General features: G+C 71.8%; 23 protein-coding genes. 9 read left to right on the top strand and 14 right to left on the bottom strand.

The window, feature by feature from the left end; genetic code table 11:
* Positions 1 to 38: 38 nt before the first annotated feature.
* The 4 genes from ACNF49_RS10285 to ACNF49_RS10270 form a co-directional block, all read right to left on the bottom strand.
* Positions 39 to 3,206: a TcpE family conjugal transfer membrane protein gene (locus ACNF49_RS10285; RefSeq protein WP_482943533.1), complete on the bottom strand. Its 3,168-nt coding sequence runs from the start codon at positions 3,204 to 3,206 to the stop codon at positions 39 to 41.
* Between the two features lie 55 nt (positions 3,207 to 3,261).
* Positions 3,262 to 3,507: a hypothetical protein gene (locus ACNF49_RS10280; protein WP_357974902.1), complete on the bottom strand. Its 246-nt coding sequence runs from the start codon at positions 3,505 to 3,507 to the stop codon at positions 3,262 to 3,264.
* 81 nt (positions 3,508 to 3,588) lie between these two features.
* On the bottom strand, positions 3,589 to 4,533 hold the full coding sequence (locus ACNF49_RS10275; protein WP_357974512.1) for a conjugal transfer protein: 945 nt from the start codon (positions 4,531 to 4,533) through the stop codon (positions 3,589 to 3,591).
* Between the two features lie 431 nt (positions 4,534 to 4,964).
* Complete coding sequence (locus ACNF49_RS10270; protein ID WP_352352934.1) at positions 4,965 to 5,264, bottom strand: hypothetical protein; 300 nt, start codon at positions 5,262 to 5,264, stop codon at positions 4,965 to 4,967.
* Positions 5,265 to 5,461: 197 nt separating this feature from the next.
* Between ACNF49_RS10270 and ACNF49_RS10265 the strand changes: the two genes are divergently transcribed.
* On the top strand, positions 5,462 to 5,758 hold the full coding sequence (locus ACNF49_RS10265) for a hypothetical protein (RefSeq protein WP_357974515.1): 297 nt from the start codon (positions 5,462 to 5,464) through the stop codon (positions 5,756 to 5,758).
* Positions 5,759 to 5,763: 5 nt separating this feature from the next.
* Here the strand turns inward: ACNF49_RS10265 and ychF are convergent, their stop codons facing one another.
* Both ychF and ACNF49_RS10255 read right to left on the bottom strand, forming a co-directional pair.
* A complete protein-coding gene (gene ychF / locus ACNF49_RS10260; protein WP_357974518.1) occupies positions 5,764 to 6,840 on the bottom strand; it encodes a redox-regulated ATPase YchF in 1,077 nt (358 codons plus the stop codon).
* An 11-nt stretch (positions 6,841 to 6,851) separates the two neighbouring features.
* A complete protein-coding gene (locus ACNF49_RS10255; protein WP_482943532.1) occupies positions 6,852 to 7,577 on the bottom strand; it encodes a hypothetical protein in 726 nt (241 codons plus the stop codon).
* Between the two features lie 95 nt (positions 7,578 to 7,672).
* On the opposite strand from ACNF49_RS10255, the gene ACNF49_RS10250 reads away from it, so the two are divergent.
* Together ACNF49_RS10250 and ACNF49_RS10245 are read left to right on the top strand one after the other, a co-directional pair.
* Positions 7,673 to 8,929 carry a DNA recombination protein RmuC gene (locus tag ACNF49_RS10250; protein ID WP_482943531.1) on the top strand — a complete coding sequence of 419 codons (1,257 nt, stop codon included), beginning with the start codon at positions 7,673 to 7,675 and terminating at the stop codon, positions 8,927 to 8,929.
* A 14-nt stretch (positions 8,930 to 8,943) separates the two neighbouring features.
* A complete protein-coding gene (locus ACNF49_RS10245) occupies positions 8,944 to 9,453 on the top strand; it encodes a DUF6542 domain-containing protein (protein WP_357974525.1) in 510 nt (169 codons plus the stop codon).
* Here ACNF49_RS10245 and ACNF49_RS10240 read toward each other — a convergent pair.
* Positions 9,450 to 10,415 carry a 4-hydroxy-3-methylbut-2-enyl diphosphate reductase gene (locus tag ACNF49_RS10240; RefSeq protein ID WP_357974529.1) on the bottom strand — a complete coding sequence of 322 codons (966 nt, stop codon included), beginning with the start codon at positions 10,413 to 10,415 and terminating at the stop codon, positions 9,450 to 9,452. The two genes, ACNF49_RS10245 and ACNF49_RS10240, sit on opposite strands and share 4 nt — an antisense overlap.
* Positions 10,416 to 10,515: 100 nt before the next feature.
* Between ACNF49_RS10240 and ACNF49_RS10235 the strand changes: the two genes are divergently transcribed.
* Together ACNF49_RS10235 and xseA are read left to right on the top strand one after the other, a co-directional pair.
* Positions 10,516 to 11,598 carry a DUF8129 domain-containing protein gene (locus tag ACNF49_RS10235; RefSeq protein WP_482943530.1) on the top strand — a complete coding sequence of 361 codons (1,083 nt, stop codon included), beginning with the start codon at positions 10,516 to 10,518 and terminating at the stop codon, positions 11,596 to 11,598.
* A 26-nt stretch (positions 11,599 to 11,624) separates the two neighbouring features.
* Entirely contained in the window at positions 11,625 to 12,827 is a 1,203-nt protein-coding gene (gene xseA, locus ACNF49_RS10230; protein ID WP_357974535.1) for an exodeoxyribonuclease VII large subunit, read from the top strand.
* Here xseA and ACNF49_RS10225 read toward each other — a convergent pair.
* Positions 12,824 to 13,429, bottom strand: coding sequence for a TetR/AcrR family transcriptional regulator (locus ACNF49_RS10225; protein WP_482943529.1), 606 nt, complete (start codon positions 13,427 to 13,429; stop codon positions 12,824 to 12,826). The genes xseA and ACNF49_RS10225 overlap by 4 nt on opposite strands.
* An 82-nt stretch (positions 13,430 to 13,511) precedes the next feature.
* On the opposite strand from ACNF49_RS10225, the gene ACNF49_RS10220 reads away from it, so the two are divergent.
* Positions 13,512 to 13,925: a nitroreductase family deazaflavin-dependent oxidoreductase gene (locus ACNF49_RS10220; protein WP_357974542.1), complete on the top strand. Its 414-nt coding sequence runs from the start codon at positions 13,512 to 13,514 to the stop codon at positions 13,923 to 13,925.
* A 4-nt stretch (positions 13,926 to 13,929) separates the two neighbouring features.
* Here the strand turns inward: ACNF49_RS10220 and ACNF49_RS10215 are convergent, their stop codons facing one another.
* From ACNF49_RS10215 to ACNF49_RS10205, 3 genes are read right to left on the bottom strand one after another with little or no spacing between them, the layout of a single operon-like run.
* Entirely contained in the window at positions 13,930 to 14,157 is a 228-nt protein-coding gene (locus ACNF49_RS10215; protein WP_352325447.1) for an exodeoxyribonuclease VII small subunit, read from the bottom strand.
* Positions 14,158 to 14,193: 36 nt separating this feature from the next.
* Positions 14,194 to 14,724 carry a DUF4245 domain-containing protein gene (locus ACNF49_RS10210; protein ID WP_357974545.1) on the bottom strand — a complete coding sequence of 177 codons (531 nt, stop codon included), beginning with the start codon at positions 14,722 to 14,724 and terminating at the stop codon, positions 14,194 to 14,196.
* Between the two features lie 11 nt (positions 14,725 to 14,735).
* Positions 14,736 to 15,344, bottom strand: coding sequence for a TetR/AcrR family transcriptional regulator (locus tag ACNF49_RS10205; protein ID WP_357974548.1), 609 nt, complete (start codon positions 15,342 to 15,344; stop codon positions 14,736 to 14,738).
* Positions 15,345 to 15,592: 248 nt separating this feature from the next.
* On the opposite strand from ACNF49_RS10205, the gene glpX reads away from it, so the two are divergent.
* On the top strand, positions 15,593 to 16,627 hold the full coding sequence (gene glpX / locus ACNF49_RS10200) for a class II fructose-bisphosphatase (protein ID WP_357974551.1): 1,035 nt from the start codon (positions 15,593 to 15,595) through the stop codon (positions 16,625 to 16,627).
* 6 nt (positions 16,628 to 16,633) lie between these two features.
* Here glpX and ACNF49_RS10195 read toward each other — a convergent pair whose 3' ends face one another.
* The gene (locus tag ACNF49_RS10195; RefSeq protein WP_357974554.1) at positions 16,634 to 17,284 is read right to left on the bottom strand and encodes a DUF1707 SHOCT-like domain-containing protein; all 651 of its coding nucleotides are present in this window, start codon (positions 17,282 to 17,284) and stop codon (positions 16,634 to 16,636) included.
* 213 nt (positions 17,285 to 17,497) lie between these two features.
* On the opposite strand from ACNF49_RS10195, the gene ACNF49_RS10190 reads away from it, so the two are divergent.
* Positions 17,498 to 18,160 carry a DUF998 domain-containing protein gene (locus ACNF49_RS10190; RefSeq protein ID WP_482943527.1) on the top strand — a complete coding sequence of 221 codons (663 nt, stop codon included), beginning with the start codon at positions 17,498 to 17,500 and terminating at the stop codon, positions 18,158 to 18,160.
* Here the strand turns inward: ACNF49_RS10190 and ACNF49_RS10185 are convergent.
* Entirely contained in the window at positions 18,135 to 18,740 is a 606-nt protein-coding gene (locus tag ACNF49_RS10185) for a TetR/AcrR family transcriptional regulator (protein WP_357974560.1), read from the bottom strand. The genes ACNF49_RS10190 and ACNF49_RS10185 overlap by 26 nt on opposite strands.
* A 105-nt stretch (positions 18,741 to 18,845) precedes the next feature.
* Here ACNF49_RS10185 and ACNF49_RS10180 point away from each other — a divergent pair, with 105 nt between their 5' ends.
* On the top strand, positions 18,846 to 20,009 hold the full coding sequence (locus ACNF49_RS10180; protein ID WP_357974563.1) for an MFS transporter: 1,164 nt from the start codon (positions 18,846 to 18,848) through the stop codon (positions 20,007 to 20,009).
* Between the two features lie 16 nt (positions 20,010 to 20,025).
* On the opposite strand, the gene ACNF49_RS10175 is transcribed toward ACNF49_RS10180, so the two are convergent.
* Complete coding sequence (locus ACNF49_RS10175; RefSeq protein ID WP_482943526.1) at positions 20,026 to 20,964, bottom strand: Gfo/Idh/MocA family protein; 939 nt, start codon at positions 20,962 to 20,964, stop codon at positions 20,026 to 20,028.
* Positions 20,965 to 20,985 lie beyond the last annotated feature (21 nt).

Genomic DNA, 20,985 nt, shown 5'->3' with positions numbered 1-20,985 from the left:
TCGGCGCATGAACGGGCCAGACCTGCTCGCATGTTCACTTAACGCTCACCGATTCTCGTGCCCGGGGGGTCACTCGCCAACTCCTCTTCGCTCGGTCGGACGGCCTGTCCGTGTGCCTGTACCGCGAAGCCTGCAACCACGACGCCGGCGAGGGCGAGGTAGGCCCGCCGTCCGGCCGCGCGCAACTGACCGGGGTCGACGATCTCCGCGCCTCCAGGCGCCAGGCCGTCCTCCCACGGGACCCTGACGATGGCCCGGCACCTGCCTCTGGCCACCGCCTCCGCCTGCTCGACATCGGCCATCGACCGCCTGCTCACGCCGTTGACGACCATCACCGCACGCCTGCGCAGCTCGCCGCAGCCGTGCCCGTCGAGCCACTCGTACGTCATCGCCACCGCCTCGGCCGCCTCCTCGCTCGCCGGGACCACCAGCACGAGCTGGTCGGCGTACGGCAGGATGCGGGCCGCGAGCGCGGCGGCCGGGTCGATGACCGACAGCTTGTAGTGGCGGTCGAGCAGGCGCATCGACTCGCCCAGGCGGTGGTCGGAGAAGAAGCTGCGGTCGGCGAGCCGCTGCTCGGCGCCCGCGTCGGTGTCGGCCGAGATCACCTCAAGGCCGGAGGCGGTGCGGGTGGTGAAGCCCCGCATCGTCAGGTAGCCGCTGACCTGGTCGAGGCCGGACAGCAGCGACGTGAGGGTCTCCGGCGTCTCGGGCTCGATCCTGCTGGTCAGCGTGGTGCCGCCGGTGTTGGCGTCGACGGCGACGATCCGGTCGTCGCGGTAGGTGGCGAAGGTGTGGCCGAGCATGAGCGCCGTCGTGGACTGGCCCGCGCCGCCGGTGCAGCCGAGCACCACGATCCGCCGGCTCCCGCCGAACACGGCCCTGGCCCTGGCCTCGTCGATCTCGGACCCGTCGGTGCGTACGCCGCCTCCGCCCACCACGACCTGGGCGATCCTGCGCCATCCGCCGGAGTCCCGGCCCACCACGGACTCGACCCTGCGCACCCGTCCCTCGGCGGGCCTGGGAACCGGCACGGGCGCCACGAACCCGGCGGCCCTGTCCCCCGGCCTGCCGCCACCGGGCCGCCGCCGCGCCGCCACGTCCCGTCCGGGTTCGCCGTACGCCTCGGAAGGTTCGGGCTGCTCGTCCGGCGCGGGTCCATCGCCGGCGGACCGGTCGGCCGGTGCCTCCGTACGTGCGCCCTCAGGCCGTTCGGCGGCCGCGTCGGCGGAAACCTCTGGGGAAGCCCTCCGCTCGGCGGCGGCATTCTCACCCTCGGAAACGCCCCGCCTCCCAGCACCGACCCTCCCGTCGGGAGTGCCCTGCCCAGCGAGGACATCCTGCCCGGCGGACGCGTGCACTTCGCCGGAGCCGGGCCGCTCGGCAGCATCCTCGCCACCAACGGGGGCTTCACTGCGGGCGGGGGCTTCGCGGTCAGCGGGCGCTTCGCTGTGGAGGGAGGCTTCGGCGCGAGCGGAGACTTCGCGGTCGGCACGAGCTTCGCTGCCAGCGGAGACTTCCCGGTCGGTGCGAGCTTCGCCCCGGTCGGAGGCTTCGGCGGGGGCGGAGACTTCTGTGGCAGCCTTGTGCGCGGTCTTGAGGGACCGTTCGGCGTCGGGCGCGTCGGGCCTCGGAGCGTCCGTGCCGGCGGCAGGAGCGGTCTCCCCGACGGGAGCGCCTTCGCCTGCCGACTCGCCCTCGCCCTTGCCCGCCGGGACACCCGCGCCCGTCCGCGCCTGCTCGCCCGGATGCACGCTTTCTCCCATGTGCGCGCTTTCTTCCAGGTGCACGCCTTCTCCCGCGTGCGCGCCCTCGCCCACATGCCCGGCTTCGCCCACATGCCCCGCTTCGATTGCGGGTGGGGTGTCGGCGGGGGGCTGGGGGTTGGGGATCTGGTCCTCAAGGCGGAGGGGTGGGCCGGAGAAGGGCTTGGCGTCGGGGTCGACCGGGGGCCAGGAACGCTGCGCGCCCAGGATCACCGTCCCGGGCGCGACCCGCGGCGGCTGCCCCTTCCTGTGCTGGTCGCGGGCGGTCGTGTTCTCGTCCTCGCGGCCCACGCCCTCGGGACGGCCGGTGACGCCCTGGCGACGCTCGTCCGTGCTCTCACGACGTCCGGTGACGTCGTCGCGGCGCTCTGCGGCGCCGCGCTCGCCTTCCGCTCGACCCGCCGCCTCACCGGGCGCGTCGGCGGTGGCGGCGAGCCGGCGCAACCGCCGCAGGGCCTCGGTGTCGATCGGCTTGCCGGCCACGGGCTTGAGCCCCTCCGCCGGCCGGATCGGCACGACCGCCCCACGGCCACCCTGCACCTCGCCCGCAGCGGAGCCCGTACGCTCGCCCGACGCCCTGCCCGTGGAGCCCCTGCGCCCGCCCGGCTGCGCCGCCTCGGAGGCAGCCCGCTCCTCGGGAACGGCGGACTCGGGAACGGCGGTCTCCGAGCCGGTCGCGTCGCGTTCGGAGCGGCGGTCGGGGGCGGCGCGGCGGGGGCGGGCCGGGAGGGCGCCGCCGGTGAGCTCGCGGCTGGCCAGCTCTCCGGCGGCGACGTCATGCTCGACCGGCGGCAGCGCCGGTCCGTTCTCATCCCCGGGGACCAGGACCAGCGGCACGTCCCGGCCGAACGCGGGGGCGGGACGGCCGGCCTGCGACCCCAGCGCGGGCGCCGTGCCCCGCCTGGTACGCGACCCCCACCCGGTACGCGCCTCGGCCACCGGCGCCTGCTGGGCGGCCGCCGCCGCGGCGGCCACGGCCGGACGGACCTGGCGCGGACCCGTGATCCGCTGTCCCTCGCGCCTGCGCTGCGGCTGGCGGGCCTTACGCGCCGCCTTCGCCTTGACCCGGACCCGAGTGGTACGCCAGATGCGCCCCGAGAACGTGACCGCCTCGGGCTCGGAGGTGGGCGCGAGCCGGTACCAGGCCTTGGGCTGGCCCAGATAGCGCAGCTGGGACTCCAGAAGCTCGGTGAGCCGCTTGCCCTCGATGACGGGACGCGTGGACAACCACGTCACGATCCCCGGCGGGACCAGGAACAGCACGTGCCACGGCATGGCCACCGGCACGCCCACCAGGATCAGCAGGAGTGACCACGGCACGAACACCCCGACGAACACGCCGATCCAGACGATGGGGAGCGGCATCGGGAGGCGAAGGTCGTAGAGCTTGTAGAGCCGCTTCTCGATGCGCCAGATGTTCGTATACGTGGGCAGGTCCACGCAGTCCTCCTCTCCACCCGCTCGTACATGACCGCCCTGGAGCGGTCTCAACCCTTTACTTGATGCCGAGAGCGCCCGCGATCGCCTTCGCCGTCACCTCGATGATGTTGGGAACGTAGAAGATCACTCCAATGGCCACAGCCAGGATGAGGAACTGGACGAAACGCGTGATCTCGCGGGTGAAGAGGAAGAAGAGCGCGACCACGGAGACGACTACCAGGAACAGCGGGGCGAAGAAGGCACGCAGGAAGTTGGCGAGCCCTCCGGTGTCAATGCCGGTCGGCGACGGCGACGGCGTCATTTCGATCAAGGTGAGCACTACGGTCTTCAACGTCACTTCTTGTCCTCCCGGGGGGTACCGAACAGCAGCGCGGCCGTGCGTCTATCCAACGGCCCGACCAGCGCCGCGGATGTCGGCGACGTACCACTTGTCGCCCTGCTTCTCCACGGTGAGGCGGTAGGCCTGCTCCAGCCGCCCACCCACGGCGGCCGGGTCGGTGGCGCTCGGCGTGGCCGGAGCGTCGCCGTTGGGCACGATCCACACCACGACCGCCTGGATCTCTCGGGTGGCACCCCCCACAGGCACCACGATGTCCTTCAGCTCCGCGAAGGTGAAGGCGCTGCCGAAGCTCGGCAGGTTCTTCCCGGCGGCCACGTAGCGCTGCAGCCCGGCGGTGTCGCCGGAGGCGTAGTCCTTGAAGAAGCCCTCCAGTTGCGGCTTGAGCTCGGCCGCCGCAGCGTCGTCGGTCTCCGGCTTCGCGAGCTGCGGCAGGTCGGCGGGGGCCGGCGCGGGAAGGATCGCCGGACGGCCCGAGATGACGAACCGCCTGCCGTTGTCGTCGCCTGAGTAGTAGATCGGGACCGACAGCATGAGCCGGCGCGGCCCGGACTGGAAGGCCACGCTCACCACGGCGTTCTGGGCGTCGGTCGCCTCGATGTCGTACGGCTGGATCGCGACGGCGGCCATCTTGCCGAAGCCGTCCCACCACATCTGCGCGTCCATACCCTCGGCCAGGAACGCGGCGAGCTTCCTGGTGCGGCTGGCCGCGTCTTCCGGGCTGAAATTCAGATAGACCCCCGCGAACTGGGCGGCGAAAGCCATGCCCTGGTCAGCGGGGAATCCCTTGTGCGCCACGGCGGCGCCATTCGTCGTCGTGGGCTCTTGCTGGGTAAACCGCTCAAATGGGGCACGAATCCCATTCACCACGATAACCACAATAAGCGCCCAGAGAATGATGCGGCCGGCCCAGACCAGCCACCGTCCGCCGCCACCGGACCAGCCGCCCCGACGTGGCCTGCGCGAGGGCGGCGCGTCGAAGTCAGCCATGTCCGGGCGCGCGGAAAGCTCGGGCTCGCCAGCGATCCGAGGATCGTGCTGGACGGTAGACCTACGAGCCATCACGCCTCCGCTCGCGCCGATCCCCCCGGTTGGCGCGGTGTCGTCCGTTGCCGATCCCCATCATCCGCGGTGAAGTAGTCACCCTATCCGGTCCCGCCATTCTTCCAGGAAAGCCACGCCCATGCTGCAGGCATGACCGCCCTGACGGCAAACCGGATCCGTATGGCAGGCGTCAGTGCCGCTTCCCGTCACTTACTGGCGGAATCACCATTTGACCAGGCCAGACGCCCATTTCCGCCTAGCGCGGCGGACATGAGTTCCTGTCCAAAACAGGCATAGATGCTCACGACCTGCGCATTTGGCATGAGAGGAGGACAGAGGGTGTTATGCACCACTTCTGGGGGTACGACAGTCTCGGCTCAGGCGGGCTCGGGGTCCTGGCTCGTGCGTGCCCGGCGACGGCTGTGCAGGTCGACGACCGTGGGCGACACCGCACGCTCCAGCGACCCCCGCAGGTCGGCGAGCATCGAGGCGGCGTCCCGCTCCCGCATGCGGCTGGCCAGCTCGTTGCGCTCGTCGACCTTCCTGCGCAGGTATGCCTCACGGTTGACGCGCAGCCCGTACATGAGCTCGACCCTGATCAGGGCCAGCTCCTCCTCCAGGCTGATGCCCGCGAGGGTGGGCGCCGGACGTCGTTTCCGGATGATGCGTCGGATCATGAGGGCCTCCCGAGTCAGCGTGATCGCCGTGACGATTCGACGCGTAGGGCCCCAAAGTGGTTGACGCGTCAGTTGTCCCGGAATCACATAATCCCGGAAGGGCCTGCGCGTTCGTCATCCGGACGATGGGCTTTCGACGGCGATCCGCCGGTAACCTAGCGTAGCGAAAGTTAGCCCACCGTGATTGGACTGATGTGATGCGTCGCCTCGCCGCCGCCCTCCTGCCCGCCGCCGCGCTCGCCGCGTTCGCCCTCTGCGCGCCCTCCCCGGCCGCCGCCGCGCCCTCCTGGGTCACCGACAGCGAGTGCACGAAGGCGGGCGGCAAGGTCTCCCCCGTCGGCCGCGGCAAGGCCGTGTGCCAGGGCGGCACGTACGCGAACGAGCTCATCCACTTCGACAAGAAGCCCGCCGGCACCGGCGGCGGCCCGCTCAGTGGCGGCGGTGGCCCGCTCAGCGGCGGCCCCGCGGCACTGCTCGGCGGGCTGCTCGGATAGCCGGATCAGACGTTGAAGCGGAACTCCACCACGTCGCCGTCGCGCATGACGTAGTCCTTGCCCTCGATGCGGGCCTTGCCCGCGGACCGGGCGCTGGCGATGGAGCCCACTTCGACCAGGTCGTCGAAGGAGACCACCTCGGCCTTGATGAAGCCGCGCTGGAAGTCGGTGTGGATCACGCCGGCCGCCTCGGGCGCCGTGGCGCCCTTGCGGATCGTCCAGGCCCTGGTCTCCTTCGGGCCGGCGGTCAGGTAGGTCTGCAGGCCCAGCGTCTCGAAACCGACCCGGGCGAGCTGGCGCAGGCCCGACTCCTCCTGGCCGACCGACTGGAGCAGCTCCAGCGCCTCCTCCTCGTCGAGCTCGACCAGCTCGGACTCGATCTTGGCGTCGAGGAAGACGGCCTCGGCGGGCGCGACGATGGCCGACAGCTGCTCCTTGAGCGCGGTGTCGGTCAGCTCGTCGGCGTCGAGGTTGAAGACGTAGAGGAAGGGCTTGGCGGTGAGCAGGTGGAGCTCGCGCAGCTCCTCCCGGTCGAGGCCGCTCTCGAAGATGGTCCTGCCGGTCTCCAGGACGGCCAGCGCGGCCTCGGCGGCCTCCAGCGCCGCCTTCTTGTCCTTGTTGTTGCGCGCCTCCTTCTGCAGGCGCGGCACGGCCTTCTCGACCGTCTGCAGGTCGGCCATGATCAGCTCGGTGTTGATGGTCTCGATGTCCCGCTTGGGGGAGATCTCGCCGTCGACGTGCGTGACGTCGGGGTCGCCGAAGACGCGGATGACCTGGCAGATCGCGTCGGTGTCGCGGATGTTGGCGAGGAACTGGTTGCCCCTGCCCTGCCCCTCCGAGGCGCCCTTGACCAGGCCGGCGATGTCGACGAACTCGACCTTGGCGGGCAGCACGCGGGCCGAGCCGAAGATCTCGGCCAGCTTGGGCAGGCGGTCGTCGGGCACGCCCACGATCCCCACGTTGGGCTCGATGGTGGCGAACGGGTAGTTCGCGGCGAGTGCGTTGCCGGTCTTGGTCAGCGCGTTGAAGAGCGTGGACTTACCGACGTTGGGCAGGCCGACGATGCCGATGGAAAGGCTCACGGACAGCGAGTTTACTTGCTGAGCAGGTGCAGGCAGGTCACCGGACGGTAGGTCCCGGGCGCCGCGCGCAGGTAGCGCTGCACGCCGGCCGGGCAGGCCGCGGGCGTGGTCTCGAAGGAGACGACGCGGGCCCAGGCCGCGGACGAGTCGCAGGCGGCCCTGGTCACGGCCGATCTGGCGACGACCTCGGCGGCCGGTCTGGCCACGCACGCGCCCGCGGCGAGCACCTGACCGCCGGGGCCCAGGCAGACGACGTCCGCTCCGCTTTCGAGCGTGTCGAGGGTGGTCGAGGGGCATTCGTCCGCGGTCGAGGCGATCGCGATGGATCTGCCGTACCAGCCGGTGCCCGCGCACGGGCGTTCCCGGCCGTCGAGCGCCACGCAGTCGCCGGGCCTGAGCACGCCGCCGCCACCGCCGGGCAGGCCGGCGTGCGGGGCCAGGAAGGACCGTACGCAGGCCGTGCGACCCAGGCCGATACGGAGCACGTCGTCGGTGTCGTCGGGGCAGTCGGCGGGCCGCGGCGGGTCGTGGGCGATGGCCAGCACCTCGAAGTCGCCGCCGTTGCAGGGGATCAGCGAGTAGCGGTCGGTGACGCAGGCGCCGGGCGTCCAGCGCAGGGTCGGGCGGGTGGCCGCCGGCCCCTCGGCCCCGGGCCCGGTGATCACGGCTCCGGCCAGGGCGATCAGGGCGATCGACACCGCGGACACGGCGACGGCGACACTCGTACCGGTAGCCATCCCAATACTGTGCGTGACGGATCAGTCGGCGCACAAGCGGATTCCGCAAGCGTGTCGGGAAGATCCAGACGCGATGTGCTGCAATCATCGTTGGAGTGGATGTCGTCTCGCTGCTCATTGGACTCGCCCTCGGACTCCTCGTCGGCTTCCTGGTCGCCAGGACCCGCGCGGCGGTACGGGTGGCCGAGGCCGACGCGCGGGCCAGGTCGGCCGCCGAGAAGCTGGTCTACGTCGAGGAGCAGCTCGCCGAACGGTTCCAGGCCCTGTCCACACGCGCCCTCGACGTCAACAACGTGCGTTTCCTCGAACTGGCCGAGACCAGGCTCTCGGCCAGCCGCGCGGAGGCCGCCGGCGACCTCGACCAGCGCAGGCAGGCCGTCGAGCACCTGGTCGAGCCGCTGAAGGACGCGCTCGCGCGGGTCGAGTCGCAGCTTCGCGACACCGAGGCCGGGCAGCGGGCGGCGCGGGCGGAGCTGGCCAAGCAGATGGAGTTCGTCCAGCAGAGCAACGAGCAACTGCGCTCTCAGACGACCGCGCTGGTCAGGGCCCTGCAGCGGCCCGAGGCCCGCGGGCGGTGGGGCGAGCTGCAACTGCGCCGGGTGGCCGAGATCGCCGGGATGCAGCGCCATTGCGACTTCGAGGAGCAGGTCGTCGAGGGCGCGATGCGGCCCGACATGGTGATCAGGCTGGCCGGCGGCAAGAACATCGTGGTCGACTCCAAGGTCTCGCTCGCGGCCTACCTGGAGGCGGCCGAGGCGGGCGACGAGTCGCTGGCCACCGTCCGGCTCGACGCGCACGCCAGGCACGTGCGCGAGCACGTCGACCGGCTGGCGGCCAAGGCGTACTGGCAGGGGTTCAACCCGTCGCCGGAGTTCGTGGTGCTGTTCATCCCGGGTGAGGCGTTCCTCGCGCCCGCGCTCGAACGCGACCCCGCGCTGCTGGAGTACGCCATGGCGCGGCGGGTGCACATCGCCACGCCGACGACGCTGATCACGATGCTGCGCACCGCCCACTACGCCTGGCAGCAGGCCGCGCTGAGCGAGAACGCGCGGGCGGTGTTCGAGCTGGGCAAGGAGCTGTACGAGCGGCTGTCGTCCCTCGGCAGGAACGTGGAGTCGCTGGGCAAGGCGCTGACGCGGGCGGTGGAGGCGTACAACAAGTCGGTCGGTTCGCTCGAAAGCCGCGTCCTGGTCACCGCACGCAAACTAAACGATCTGGGCGTCGTGGACGGCGACCTGGACGCCCCGGAGATGCTCGAAGGGCTGCCGAGACCCCTGGCCTCGCCCGAACTGCTCGAAACCACGTCTCTGATTTCGCACTCGAACGGTAAGTTGGCAGGCGGGTCGCCGTAAACGGGGGTGGGACAGTGGCAGAGAAGGGCAGGCGTTCCGGCGTCCGGCTGACCGCTCGCGGCGCCATCGCGCTCACCTTGGTCGCCACCCTGGCGGGCTATGTCCTGACCGCGGTGCTCGGCCTGTCCTACCTGGTTGGGGCCGCGTTCGTGGCGTCGAGCCTGCTCGGCGTGCTCCTGGTCAACAAGCGCGAACTGCTGTCGCTGGTGGTCACGCCGCCGCTGGTGTTCTTCTGCGCGACGCTCTTCGTCGAGCTCGGGCGCGCGTTCGGCTCGGTGTCGATCGTGCAGTCGCTGGCCCTTGGCCTGTACGGCTCGCTGACCCGCGGCGCCCCCTGGCTGTTCGCCGGATCGGCGGTCGTGCTGGCCGTCGCCTGGCGGCGCGGCCTGCGCGACAACGTGCGGGAGCTGCGCGAGGAGCTGAAGGCGGGCGCGGAGATGCCGCGCCCGCGCCAGCCGTTCGTGCCCGAGCCGGAGGGCTACTTCGAGCCCAAGGTCTACGGCACCCCGCGCGGCGACGACTAGCCGACGCGAAGGTCCTTGCGCAGCTCGTGCGGGAGCGCGAAGCGCATGCTCTCCTGCACCGACTCGACCTCGTGCACGTCGCCGAAGCCGTGGCCGGCCAGCCGCGCGAGCACCTCGTCGACCAGCTCCTCCGGCACCGACGCGCCGCTGGTCACGCCGACCGTGGTGACGCCTTCGAGCCATTCGTCCTGGATGAAGCCGGCGTTGTCCACCAGGTACGCGGCCTCGGCGCCGTAGTCCTTGGCCACCTCGACCAGGCGCTTGGAGTTGGACGAGTTCTCCGACCCGACCACGATCACGAGCTGGGCCTCGGCGGCGATCTCCTTCACCGCGACCTGACGGTTCTGGGTGGCGTAGCAGATGTCGTCGCTCGGCGGGTCGATCAGCGTGGGGAAGCGCTCCTTGAGGCGGGCGACCGTCTCGGTGGTCTCGTCGACCGACAGGGTGGTCTGCGACAGCCACACGAGCTTGTCGGGGTCCTTCACCTGGACCTTCTCGACCGAGTCGAGGCCGTCGACGAGCTGGATGTGGTCGGGGGCCTCGCCCGAGGTGCCCTCGACCTCTTCGTGGCCTTCGTGCCCGATGAGCAGGATGTCGTAGTCCTGGGCGGCGAACCGCTTGGCCTCGTTGTGCACCTTGGTGACCAGCGGGCAGGTGGCGTCGACGGTGCGCAGGCCCCGCTGCCTGGCCTCCTCGTGCACGGCCGGCGAGACGCCGTGGGCCGAGAACACCACGATCTCGCCCTCGGGCACCTCATCGGTCTCCTCGACGAAGATGGCGCCCCTGGCCTCCAGCGTCCTGACGACGTGGGTGTTGTGCACGATCTGCTTGCGGACGTAGACCGGCGCGCCGTACTGCTCCAAAGCCTTCTCGACCGCTACCACGGCTCGATCGACTCCGGCACAGTAGCCGCGCGGCTTGGCTACGAGTACTCGGCGGGAAGTGGGGGTCTGGGGCTCCATACTTCTTATGCTACGTGGAGCGGCCATCAGGGCTGCGCGTGCGTGGTCGCCCGCCGTTTGCCAGACTGGCCGTCCAATACAGACCTCCCAGGGAGACGTCATGTCCCTCAGCGACGTGATACGCAACATCGCCAGAACCGTTACCAACAAGGACGAACTCAAGGAGAAGGCCAAGGATCTGCCGCTGTTCGTCGTCCAGACCACGCTCAGCGCGGCCGGGCAGGCGCTGCTGGTGGTGGACCGGGTGAAGAACTCCATCAAGGGGCTCGGCACGAAGGAGGAGCAGGAGGAGGAGCAGGAGTCCCGTCCCTCCGCCGCCGCGCAGGTCGCCGCTCCCCCGGCCGAGGAGGAGAAGCCGGCGCGCAAGGAGCCGGTGATCTTCACGCCGCGTCCGGAGGCCGCGCCCAACGGGTCGGCCAAGAGCAAGCCGGACCCGGTCATCTTCGCCCCCGCGGGCAAGACCGCCACCAAGCCGGAGACCGAGCCCGAGCCGGAAGCCGAGCCGAAGGCGACGACCGAGCCGAAGGCGACGACCGAGCCCAAGCCGACGACCGACGCCAAGACCGCGACCGAGCCCGAGCCGGAAGCCGTCGCCGAGACGGAGGCCCCGGCGAAGGCCGACGCGCCGGCCAAGGCCGAGGTCAAGGCCGAGGCGCCGACGGAGGCCGAGCCCGCCGCCGATGCCAAGGCCACCGCCGAGGTCGAGCCGGTCGCTGAGGCTGAGGTCGCGCCCGCGGCCGAGCCCGCCGCCAAGAGCGCCGCGAAGCCCGCCAGGAGCGCCAAGGCCACGAAGACCGCCAAGAGCACGAAGGCCGCCGCGACCACCACGACCGCCAAGCCCGCGAAGGCGACGAAGGCCGCCGCCGAGCCCGCCGCCGTCACCGAGGTCACCGAGGAGCCCGCGCCCGTCGCCGCGCCCCAGGACGGCGTACTCAAGGCCGCCGCGGAGGCCGTCACCGAGCCGGCCGCCCCCGTGGCGGAGCCCAAGGCCGTCCCGGACGACCTGGCCGAGCCGCTGCCCGGCTACTCCGAGCTGACCGTGGCCTCGCTGCGGGCCAGGATGCGCGGCAAGTCCGCCGAGCAGATCGGCGACTACCTCGCCTACGAGCGCGCCACCCAGGCCCGCGACGAGGTGGTGCGCATGTTCGAGAACCGGCTGGCCAAGCTGCAGACCGGGGAGTAGTCGTAGCGAACCCGTAGTCTTCCGCCATGACCTCGAAGACCACACCCGAGTCTCCCCTGCCGATCCGCACGGTCCTGCAGATGGTGGGCGGCTGGATCGGCAGACTCGGCACGGTGTGGGTCGAGGGCCAGATCACCGATCTGAGCGCGCGCGGCGGCACGGTGTTCCTGACCCTGCGTGACCCGGTGGCCAACGTCTCGGCCCGGGTCACGGCTCCGCGCGGCGTCTACGAGGCCGCCGAGCCGCGTCCCTCCGACGGTGCGAGGGTCGTGGTGCACGTCAAGCCGGACTTCTGGGTCAACAAGGGCTCGTTCGCCTTCACGGCGATGGAGATCCGGCCGGTCGGCGTGGGCGAGCTGCTGGCCAGGCTGGAGCGGCTGCGCCGGCTGCTGGCCACCGAGGGGCTGTTCAACGCCGACAGGAAGCGGCGGCTGCCGTTCCTGCCGGGCACGATCGGGCTCGTCTGCGGGCGTGACTCGGCCGCCGAGCGCGACGTGCTGGAGAACGCCCGACGCCGCTGGCCGGCCGTGCGGTTCAAGGTGGAGGAGGTGGCCGTCCAGGGGCCGTACGCGGTCGGGGAGGTCACCGAGGCGCTGCGCAAGCTCGACGCCGATCCCGAGGTCGAGGTGATCGTGGTGGCCCGCGGCGGGGGTTCGCTGGAGGACCTGCTGCCGTTCTCCGACGAGACGCTGGTGCGCGCGGTGGCCGCCTGCCGCACCCCCGTGGTCAGCGCGATCGGCCACGAGCAGGACAGCCCGCTGCTCGACCTGGTGGCCGACGTACGCGCCTCCACGCCCACCGACGCCGCCAAGAAGGTCGTCCCCGACGTGGGCGAGCAGCTCGCGCTGATCCGCCAGCTGCGCGACCGCGGGCGGCGGGTGCTCAACGGCTGGCTCGACCGCGAGATGTCGTGGCTGACGTCGGTGCGCTCGCGGCCGTCGCTGGCCGATCCGGTGCGCGAGCTCGAACGCCGGGCCGAGCAGGTCGACGCGCTGCGGGAGCGGGCCAGGCGCTCGCTGACCGGCTCGCTCGACCGGGCCGCCGACGATCTCACGCACCTGCGGGCCCGCCTGGTCGCGTTGTCGCCCGCGGCCACGCTGGAGCGCGGCTACGCGATCGTGCAACATCCGTCGGGCGAGGTCGTGCGCCTGGCCAAGGACGTGCCGCCGGGCACCCCGCTGACGATCAGGCTGAGCGACGACCGGCTCACGGTCCGTACGGAGGACTAGGGCACCCGCACGACGGCGGCGGCCAGCTCGGCGAGGCCGGCCTTCACATCTTCCACCGTCATTCCCCGCTCCTCCCGCTGGAACTTGATCAGCCAGGCGGTGACCGGCGCGAGCAGCGCGTCGGCCAGGTAGGCGACGTGGGCCCCCGGCCGGGCCGCGGCCAGCAGGCTCGCCAGATGCACCTGATGCACCTTGTACGGCCCGCTGTAGCGCGCCCTGCCCGGCCCGTTCTCCAGCAGCAGGAACAGGTCCTGCTGCTCCACGATGCGATCGACCAGCGCGTGCAGGAACGCCGTGACCCGCTCGGCCGGCGGCGCGCCGGGCCCGAGCGGCGGCGGGCCGCTCAGGAACGCCGCCTGGAACCGCTGCTCCCGCTCGTCGATCAGCGCGAGGACGAGACCCGCGCGGTCGCCGAACCGCCGGTAGACGGTGCCCACCCCGACGCAGGCGGCCTTGGCGACCTCGTCGAGCGAGAGCTCCTCGGCGCCGCGCTCGGCGATCATCGTGGCGGCCACCTCGATGATCTTCCGGCGGTTGCGCGCGGCGTCGGCCCGCTCGGGCTGGGCCTGCCCGACGACGGGCAGCAGTGGACGTGCGCACACGCCTGGAGCATAACTCCCTTGTGAACGGAGAGCTCTCCGGTATTCTCCGAATCGGAGAACTCTCCGATTATCAGGAGCTGAGATGACCAACTCGTTCAACCAGCAGATCATTGACGAATTCCGGGCCAACGAGGGCCGGGTGGGCGGCCCGTTCGAGGGCGCGTCGCTGGTGCTGCTCACGACGACGGGCGCCAAGAGCGGCCGGCAGACGACCACGCCGGTGATGTACCTGGCCGACGGCGACCGCTACGTGATCATCGCCTCCAACGCGGGCGCCGACAACCACCCGGCCTGGTACCACAACCTGCGCGCCACCCCCACGGCGACCGCCGAGATCGGCACCGAGACGTTCGAGGTGAAGGCGGACTTCGTCGAGGGCGACGAGCGCGACCGGCTCTACGCCCGCATGGTCGAGATCGCCCCCGGCTTCGCGGAGTACGAGGCCAAGACCAGCCGCCGCATCCCGGTGGTGGCGCTCAACCGCACCGCCTCCTGACGGATCAGAAGGGGGCGTCGTCGGCGCCCGGCTCCGAGCGCCTCGCCATGGCGGCGGCGAGCTTGACCCGGGCGCCCTGCAGCCACTCCTCGCAGACGGCCGCGAGCCTCTCGCCGCGCTCCCAGAGCTCGATCGACTGCTCCAGGGTGAGCCCGCCCGTCTCCAGGCGGCGCACCACCTCGGTCAGCTCCTCGCGGGCCTGCTCGTACGAAGGTGTCTTCTCGTCTGCCACGGCCACCACCCTAGACGCCGCCGCGCCCGGCCAGGGTCACCCCTTGGCGCGCTGCTGCAGGAGCCCGGCCAGCTCGGTCAGCTCGGGCCAGTCGGCCGTGCCGGTGATCACGAGGGTGACGTCGGGGAGCACCCGTACGAGCGAGCGCTGGTTCTTGTCCTCGCGGAAACGCCTCTCCCAGGTCACCCCGCCCACCTGCTGGCTGCCGGACGGCTTGGCGATGCCGGTCATGCGGTTGGCGAACTCGGCGGCCGGCTTCTCGTCGCTCTGGGCGAACATGGCGTGCTGCCGCTTGGCGGTGGCGTAGCCCAAATAGAGCACCTGAGCGCCGTTCTCGCCCTTGGCGATCCTGTTGCTGTTGGGCACCCAGCCCGCCGGGTCCTTCTGCGGGGACCACACCTGGTAGGGCACGCCGTGCCCGAAGTTGGCGACGGTGATGGAGTAGTCGAGCCGCGGGATGTGCTCCTCGCGGCTCTGCGGGGCGACGAGCATGAAGAGCCCCACGCCCGCCAGGCACACGAAGAGGGCTACCGCGTAGCCGTAGAAACTTTGGCTGAACCGTCGCACACTTGGCGAGGTTACCCGCTGGAGGGCGCGGTCGCCGAAGCGGCGGGCCTGATCTGGCCGATGATCGCCAGCACGTCGTCGACCATCGCGCCGTCGCCGGAGAAGACGATCTCGCTGACGGCCGCGGCCAGGGCGCCGGTGACCACGACGACGAGCGCGGGCTCGCCCTCGAACAGGGCGGCGTTGCGCTGGGCCCACGTCCGCAGCCTGTCGCGCATGACCACCTCGAAGCCGGGCGGGCCGTCGCCGCGCAGGAACAGGGCGGCCAGCTCGCGTTCCTCCAGGCAGCCTTCGAGGTAGGCGCGGGCGGCGTCGATGAACACCCGCATGGGGTCGCCCTCGGCGGCGGCACGGGCCGTGCGGGCGGCCTGCTTGGTGCGCTGGGCCTGGCGGGCCTGCCATTCCTCCCACAGCGTGAGGTAGAGGTCGGCCTTGCCGGAGAAATGGTGGTAGAGGCTGCCCACGCTGGCGTCGGCCCTGGCGACGACGTCCGTCACGCCGGCCTCGGCGAACCCCTTGGAGACGAAGACCTCCCGCGCGGCGGCCAGCAGCGAGCTCCGCGTCGCAGCCCCCCGCTCGGACGTGCGAGGCTGGGTCACCGCGTGTTCCACTTCGCTCATTCGATCTCCTCCACGGCGGGGGCGCATGTCCATGGTGGAGGCGAGATCTCCTACGCGCACGCGATATGGCGCAAAATCCGGTCTCCGTCATGCGGGGCACCCATATAGATATCCCTTTTCGCCGGTCCCTGACCATCGCGCGGCGGCCCTTGTGCGGAGGGCTGAGCCGGGCTGGGCAGATTATCCCCCTCTGACCGGGAATAGACCGGCAACTACGATCGAGAGAGTTCTCAACGAGGAGGCTCAGCATGTCCGATCAGACGTCGGTACCGGCAGCGCTCGCGACGGGCGAGCACGCCCCCGACCGCAACCTGGCGATGGAGCTGGTACGCGTGACGGAGGCGGCCGCCATGGCCGCGGCCCGCTGGGTGGGCCGCGGCGACAAGAACGGCGCCGACGGCGCGGCGGTCAACGCCATGCGCCAGCTGATCAACACGGTGTCGATGAACGGTGTGGTGGTCATCGGGGAGGGCGAGAAGGACCACGCCCCGATGTTGTACAACGGCGAGCGCGTCGGCGACGGCAGCGGCCCCGACTGCGACGTGGCGGTGGACCCGATCGACGGGACCAGGCTGACGGCGCTCGGCATGCCGGACGCGGTGTCGGTGATCGCGGTGAGCGAGCGCGGCTCGATGTACGACCCGTCCGCGGTGTTCTACATGGAGAAGCTGGTCACCGGGCCGGAGGCGGCCGACGTGGTGAACATCGAGGCGTCGGTGGCCGACAACATCAACGCGGTGGCCAGGGCCAAGCACTGCTCGCCGTCCGACGTCACGGTGGTCGTCCTGGACCGGCCGCGGCACGAGAAGCTGGTCAAGGAGATCAGGGAGACGGGCGCGCGGATCAAGTTCATCGTCGACGGCGACGTGGCCGGCGCGATCATGGCGGCCCGCGCGGGCACCGGCATCGACCTGATGCTGGGCATCGGCGGCACGCCCGAGGGCATCGTGGCCGCGTGCGCGCTCAAGTGCCTGGGCGGCGTGATCCAGGGCCGGCTGTGGCCGCGCGACGACGCCGAGCGCGGCAAGGCCATCGACGCCGGGCACGACCTCAGCCAGGTGCTCACCACGAACGACCTGGTCAGGTCGGACGACGTGTTCTTCGCCGCGACCGGCATCACCCAGGGCGAGCTGATGCAGGGCGTGCGGTTCAGGTCGGGCGCGGCGGTGACCAGCTCGCTGGTGATGCGCGGCCGGTCGGGGACCATCAGGAAGATCGAGAGCGAGCACCAGCTCTGGAAGCTGCGCGCCTACAGCGCGATCAACTTCGACACGGCCGGCTGACCCGCCTCACCGGCGGCGTTTGCGCTTGGGCGGTTCCTTGACCTTGATGTCGCCGGCGAAGTTCGTGGTGCGCACCTCGACCACGGGCCCGCCGGGCTCGACCGGCTGCTTGGTCAGGCGGACGGTCTCCCCCTTGGCGACCCTGATCACCTCGAGGTCCTCGGGCACGTGGATCTCCAGGCCGCCGAAGACCAGGGTGGCGTTGATGACGATCCGGCTGTTCTGCAGGATCGCGTCGCGGAAGTCCAGCTTGGTCGTGCCGAACATGGCCGTGACGTCGAGCTCGGCGGGCACCACCCAGCGCCCGCCGCGCTGCTCCTTCTTGAAGATGGCCGACACCGGCCGGCCGTCGAGGTTCAGCGGCTGCTCCTCGGCCGGGAGCAGGTCGGCGGTGAGCCCGGCGAGGTCGCCGAGCGTGCGCGCGGAGTAGACGACGCCGAGCCGCTCCTCCAGCTCGACGAGGTCGAGCCGGCCGTCGGCGTGGGCGTCCTGGAGCACCTGCGCGATGCGTTCGCGGTCGGCGTCGGAGGCGCGCAGCTCGTGCGGCTGCGGCAGGCCGGACGCGGCCGGTGCGCGCCGGGACGTCACGAACTCCTCAGCAAGCCGCTCTCCGACTTCCTGCAGCTTCGGCAACCACGATCCCGCGCGTTCGTTCACACTTCTGACGATATCCGGCGGCCCGGGTATTCGCTCGCCCAAGAGCGGACCAACAGGGCGCACATCGGCTAATCCGCACGAGCAACGCGCCGATCTCCCGAACTGGCTCTCCGTTCACGTCGGCGTGCCGGTGGCCGTACGCCGGAATCGTCCGGGGTTTCTCGCCGTTGATCCACGCGACAGGCTTCTGACCGCTGATCCCGGGAGGTGGGCGTGCATCAACCGGCGCGATGGGGGCTCGGTGCGGCGGGGGTGGGCATCGCCGTGATCGTGGGCCTGGACGTGATCGGCCTCGACGAGACGAACCCGTTCAGGCGCACGATCAGCGAGCACGGTCTCGGCCCCGACGGTTGGATCTTCGGGCTCGCCGTGGGGCTGCTCGCGGCCGGGTCGGCGGCCATCGGCGTCTCGCTGGCGCGCAAGCGGCTGGCCGGGGCGGTCGGCACGGTCGCGCTCATGGCCTGGAGCGTGGGGCTGCTGCTGACGGCCTCGTTCCAGAAGCACGACTGGGCGGTCGGGCCGAGCACGAGCGGCAGCATCCACCGGGTCGGCAGCTTCGTGGCCTTCCTCAGCCTGCCGCTCGCCGCGCTGATCATCGCCCGGCCCTGGCGGCACCGGGAACGCCGCAGGTCGGCGACGGTGGCGTTCGGGCTGGGGGTGTGCTCGGCGCTGTGGGTCGTGGGCATCGGCGCGGCGGTGCTGATCGGCGCGGGCCGCGGGCTGCCGTGGTACCGGGTCATGCCCCTCGGCCTGGTCGAACGGGGGCTGGCGGTGACCGAGGTGGCCGCGTTGCTGGCCCTCGGGGTGTGGGCGGCCGGGCGGCTGGCGGAGGCCGAGCCCGTGCGGGCGGTCAGGCGGGCCGTAGAGCGGCGATGAGGTCTTCCACGTAACCGCGGAAGACGGCGGCCATGTCCACCTGGCCGGGGTCGATCAGCCACTGGGTCTGCAGGCCGTCCATCATCGCGATCAGGCGGTCGGCGTGGGCCTCGGCGTCGAGGCCGGCCCGGAACTCGCCGCGCTCGACGCCCGCGCGCAGCGCGTCGGCCACGTCGGCGCGCAGCCGCCGGTACCGCCGCCTGGCCCACTCGTGGCCGGGGTGGCCGGGGGTCACCGCCTCGCCGCTGATCACCGAGAAGAGCTGGACGAGGCCCGGCACCCGCGCGTTGTGGTCGACGACGTCGGCCAGGGCGCGCAGCGCGTCGGCGCCACCGCCCTCATGGCCGTCGCGCCCCGGGCCGAACCTGCGCCGGTCGAGCTCGTCGCGATAGTCGAGCACCGCGAGGAGCAGACGCTCTTTGCTCCTGAAGTGGTGGAGCAGCCCGGCTTGGGAGAGCTCGACCCGCTCGGCGATGCGGGCCAGCGAGGCGCCGCGGTAGCCGTGCTCGGCGAACTCCAGCAGCGCGACCGCCAGGATGCGCTCCTTGCGTGCCTCGCCGGTCGCGTAGCCCCGTTTCACCCAGGCACCCTATCCACCGCTGGATCTGCCGCTGGCGTACGGCCCTGAGCAGCCGCTAACCTGACTCCGCCTCACGTTTGATTCCCCCCCGATCAGGAGGCCGTCGTGCCGTCCCCGCGTGATCGCCAGGCCCGTGCCGCCACGTACGTCGTGTACGGCGTGCAGGGCCTCTCCTTCGCCACCCTGCTCGTCCAGGTGGCCAGCCTCCAGGCCGAGCTGGAGCTCACCGACGGGGCGCTCACGCTCCTGCTGCTCATCGTGCCCGTCTTCGCCGGCGTGGGCAGCGTCGGCGCGGGCACGTTCGCCGCCCGGTACGGCAGCAAGCTGCTCCTGCGGGTCGCGCAGCCCGCGGTGGCGCTCGCCGTGGTGCTCACCGGCCTCGCGCCCTCGGTGCCGCTGGCCGTGCCCGCGCTGCTGCTGTTCGGCCTGGCGGTCGGCGCGGTGGACGCGGGCATGAACATGCAGGGCGTGGCCGTCGAACGCCGGTACGGCACCGCCGTGCTGAACGGCTTCCACAGCGTGTGGAGCGTCCTCAGTCTGGCGGGGGCCCTGTGGGCGGTGTTCGCGGCCGGCCGGGTCTCGCTGGCGGTCACGATGGCGATCCCCATGGTCCTGGCGGTGGCCGGCTCGGTCTACGCCGGGCCGAAGCTGTGCACGATCGCCGAGGAGAAGGTCGAGAACGTCGTCGAGGCCGCGACCGGCAAGTTCCCCTGGCGGCCGATCATCCCGCTCTGCCTGGCCATGGGCTTCCTCTACATCGGCGACGCGGCGGTGTCGAACTTCGCGACCGTCTTCATGGGCAAGGCCCTGCTGGCCCAGGACAGCGTGGCGAAGCTGGCCTACAGCGTCTACCAGGGCGCGACGCTGGCCGTTCGGCTCGGCGGCGACGTCGCGGTCCGCCGCTACGGCCCGGCCGCCATCGTCCGGCTCGGCGGCGCGCTGGCCACGCTGGGCTTCCTCGGCGTCGTGGTGGCGCCGAACCAGCCGCTGGCGATCGTCGCGTTCGGGCTGACCGGGCTGGGGTTGTCGGTGGTCGCGCCGCAGTCGTTCTCGGCGGCGGGCAAGCTGGACCCGGCGGGCACCGGAGTGGCCATCGCCCGGGTGAACCTCTTCAACTACGTGGGCTTCATCGTGGGAGCCGCGCTGATCGGCGGCATCGCCGACGCCACGGACTGGCGGCTGGCGTTCGTCGCGCCGCTGCTGCTGGCCGGCGTGATCATCGCGCTCGCGCCGGGCTTCGCGCCCAGGCGGGCCGCCGCGCAGGCGTGAGGCACGGGCCGCCGCCTCAGCCGCGCACCTCGGCCACCTGGACGGTACGGGACTCGCGCAGCGACAGGTCGGCGGCCTCGGCGACGTACAGGGCGGCCAGGGCGTCCTCGACCGAGCACAGACCCTCGCCGCCGCGCAGGAAGGCGTCGATCTCGGCCGCGTAGGCCGGGCCGAACCTGGCGGCGAAGTCGGGCCAGGGCGGGCCGGGCGGCTTCAGGCCCTCGGCGCTGCGCAGCGGGGCGCGCGGGCCGAGCCCGGCCACCTGGGTGCCCTTCGTGCCCGCCAGCTCCATGCGCACGTCGTAGCCTGCGCCGTTGTAGCGGGAGCCCTGGAGCGTGGCCAGCGTGCCGTCGTCGAGGGTGAGCAGCGCGGCGCTGTTGTCCACGTCGCCGGCCTCCTTGAAGAACGCCGCGCCCCGGTTCGCGCCGACGGCGTGGACGGAGACGACCTCACGCCCGGTCACCCAGCGCAGGACGTCGAAGTCGTGGACGTGGCAGTCGCGGAAGAGGCCGCCGGACAGCGGGACGTACGCGGCGGGCGGCGGCGCGGGATCGGCCGTCACCAGGTGGACGCGGTGCAGCTCCCCCAGCTCGCCGGCCCGCAGCGCCGCGCGGGCGGCCCGGTAACCGGCGTCGAACCTGCGCTGGAACCCGATGCACACCCGCCGGCCCGCGCTCGCCTCCAGCACCTTGACCGTCTCGGCGACCGTGCCCGCCGCCGGCTTCTCGCACAGGACGGGGACGCCCCGCTCGCAGGCCCGGATCAGCAGCTCGGAGTGCGTGCTCGTCGGCGTGGCGATGACCACGGCGTCGGCGTCGAACGGATCTCCCGGCCTGCCGTACGGCGAGGTCCTGACCGGGTCGGCCACGATCAGCTCGTCGACCAGGGGATGTGCGGCCAGGTTCGCGGCGTGGAGCGCGCCGATCCGGCCCAGGCCCAGCAGTCCCACCCGCATGCCGCCTCCACTCCCGCTCTC

Source organism: Actinomadura sp. ATCC 39365, from assembly GCF_054392275.1.
The sequence above is the reverse complement of the archived record's forward strand: the minus strand, read 5'-3'. Positions and strand labels throughout refer to the sequence as shown.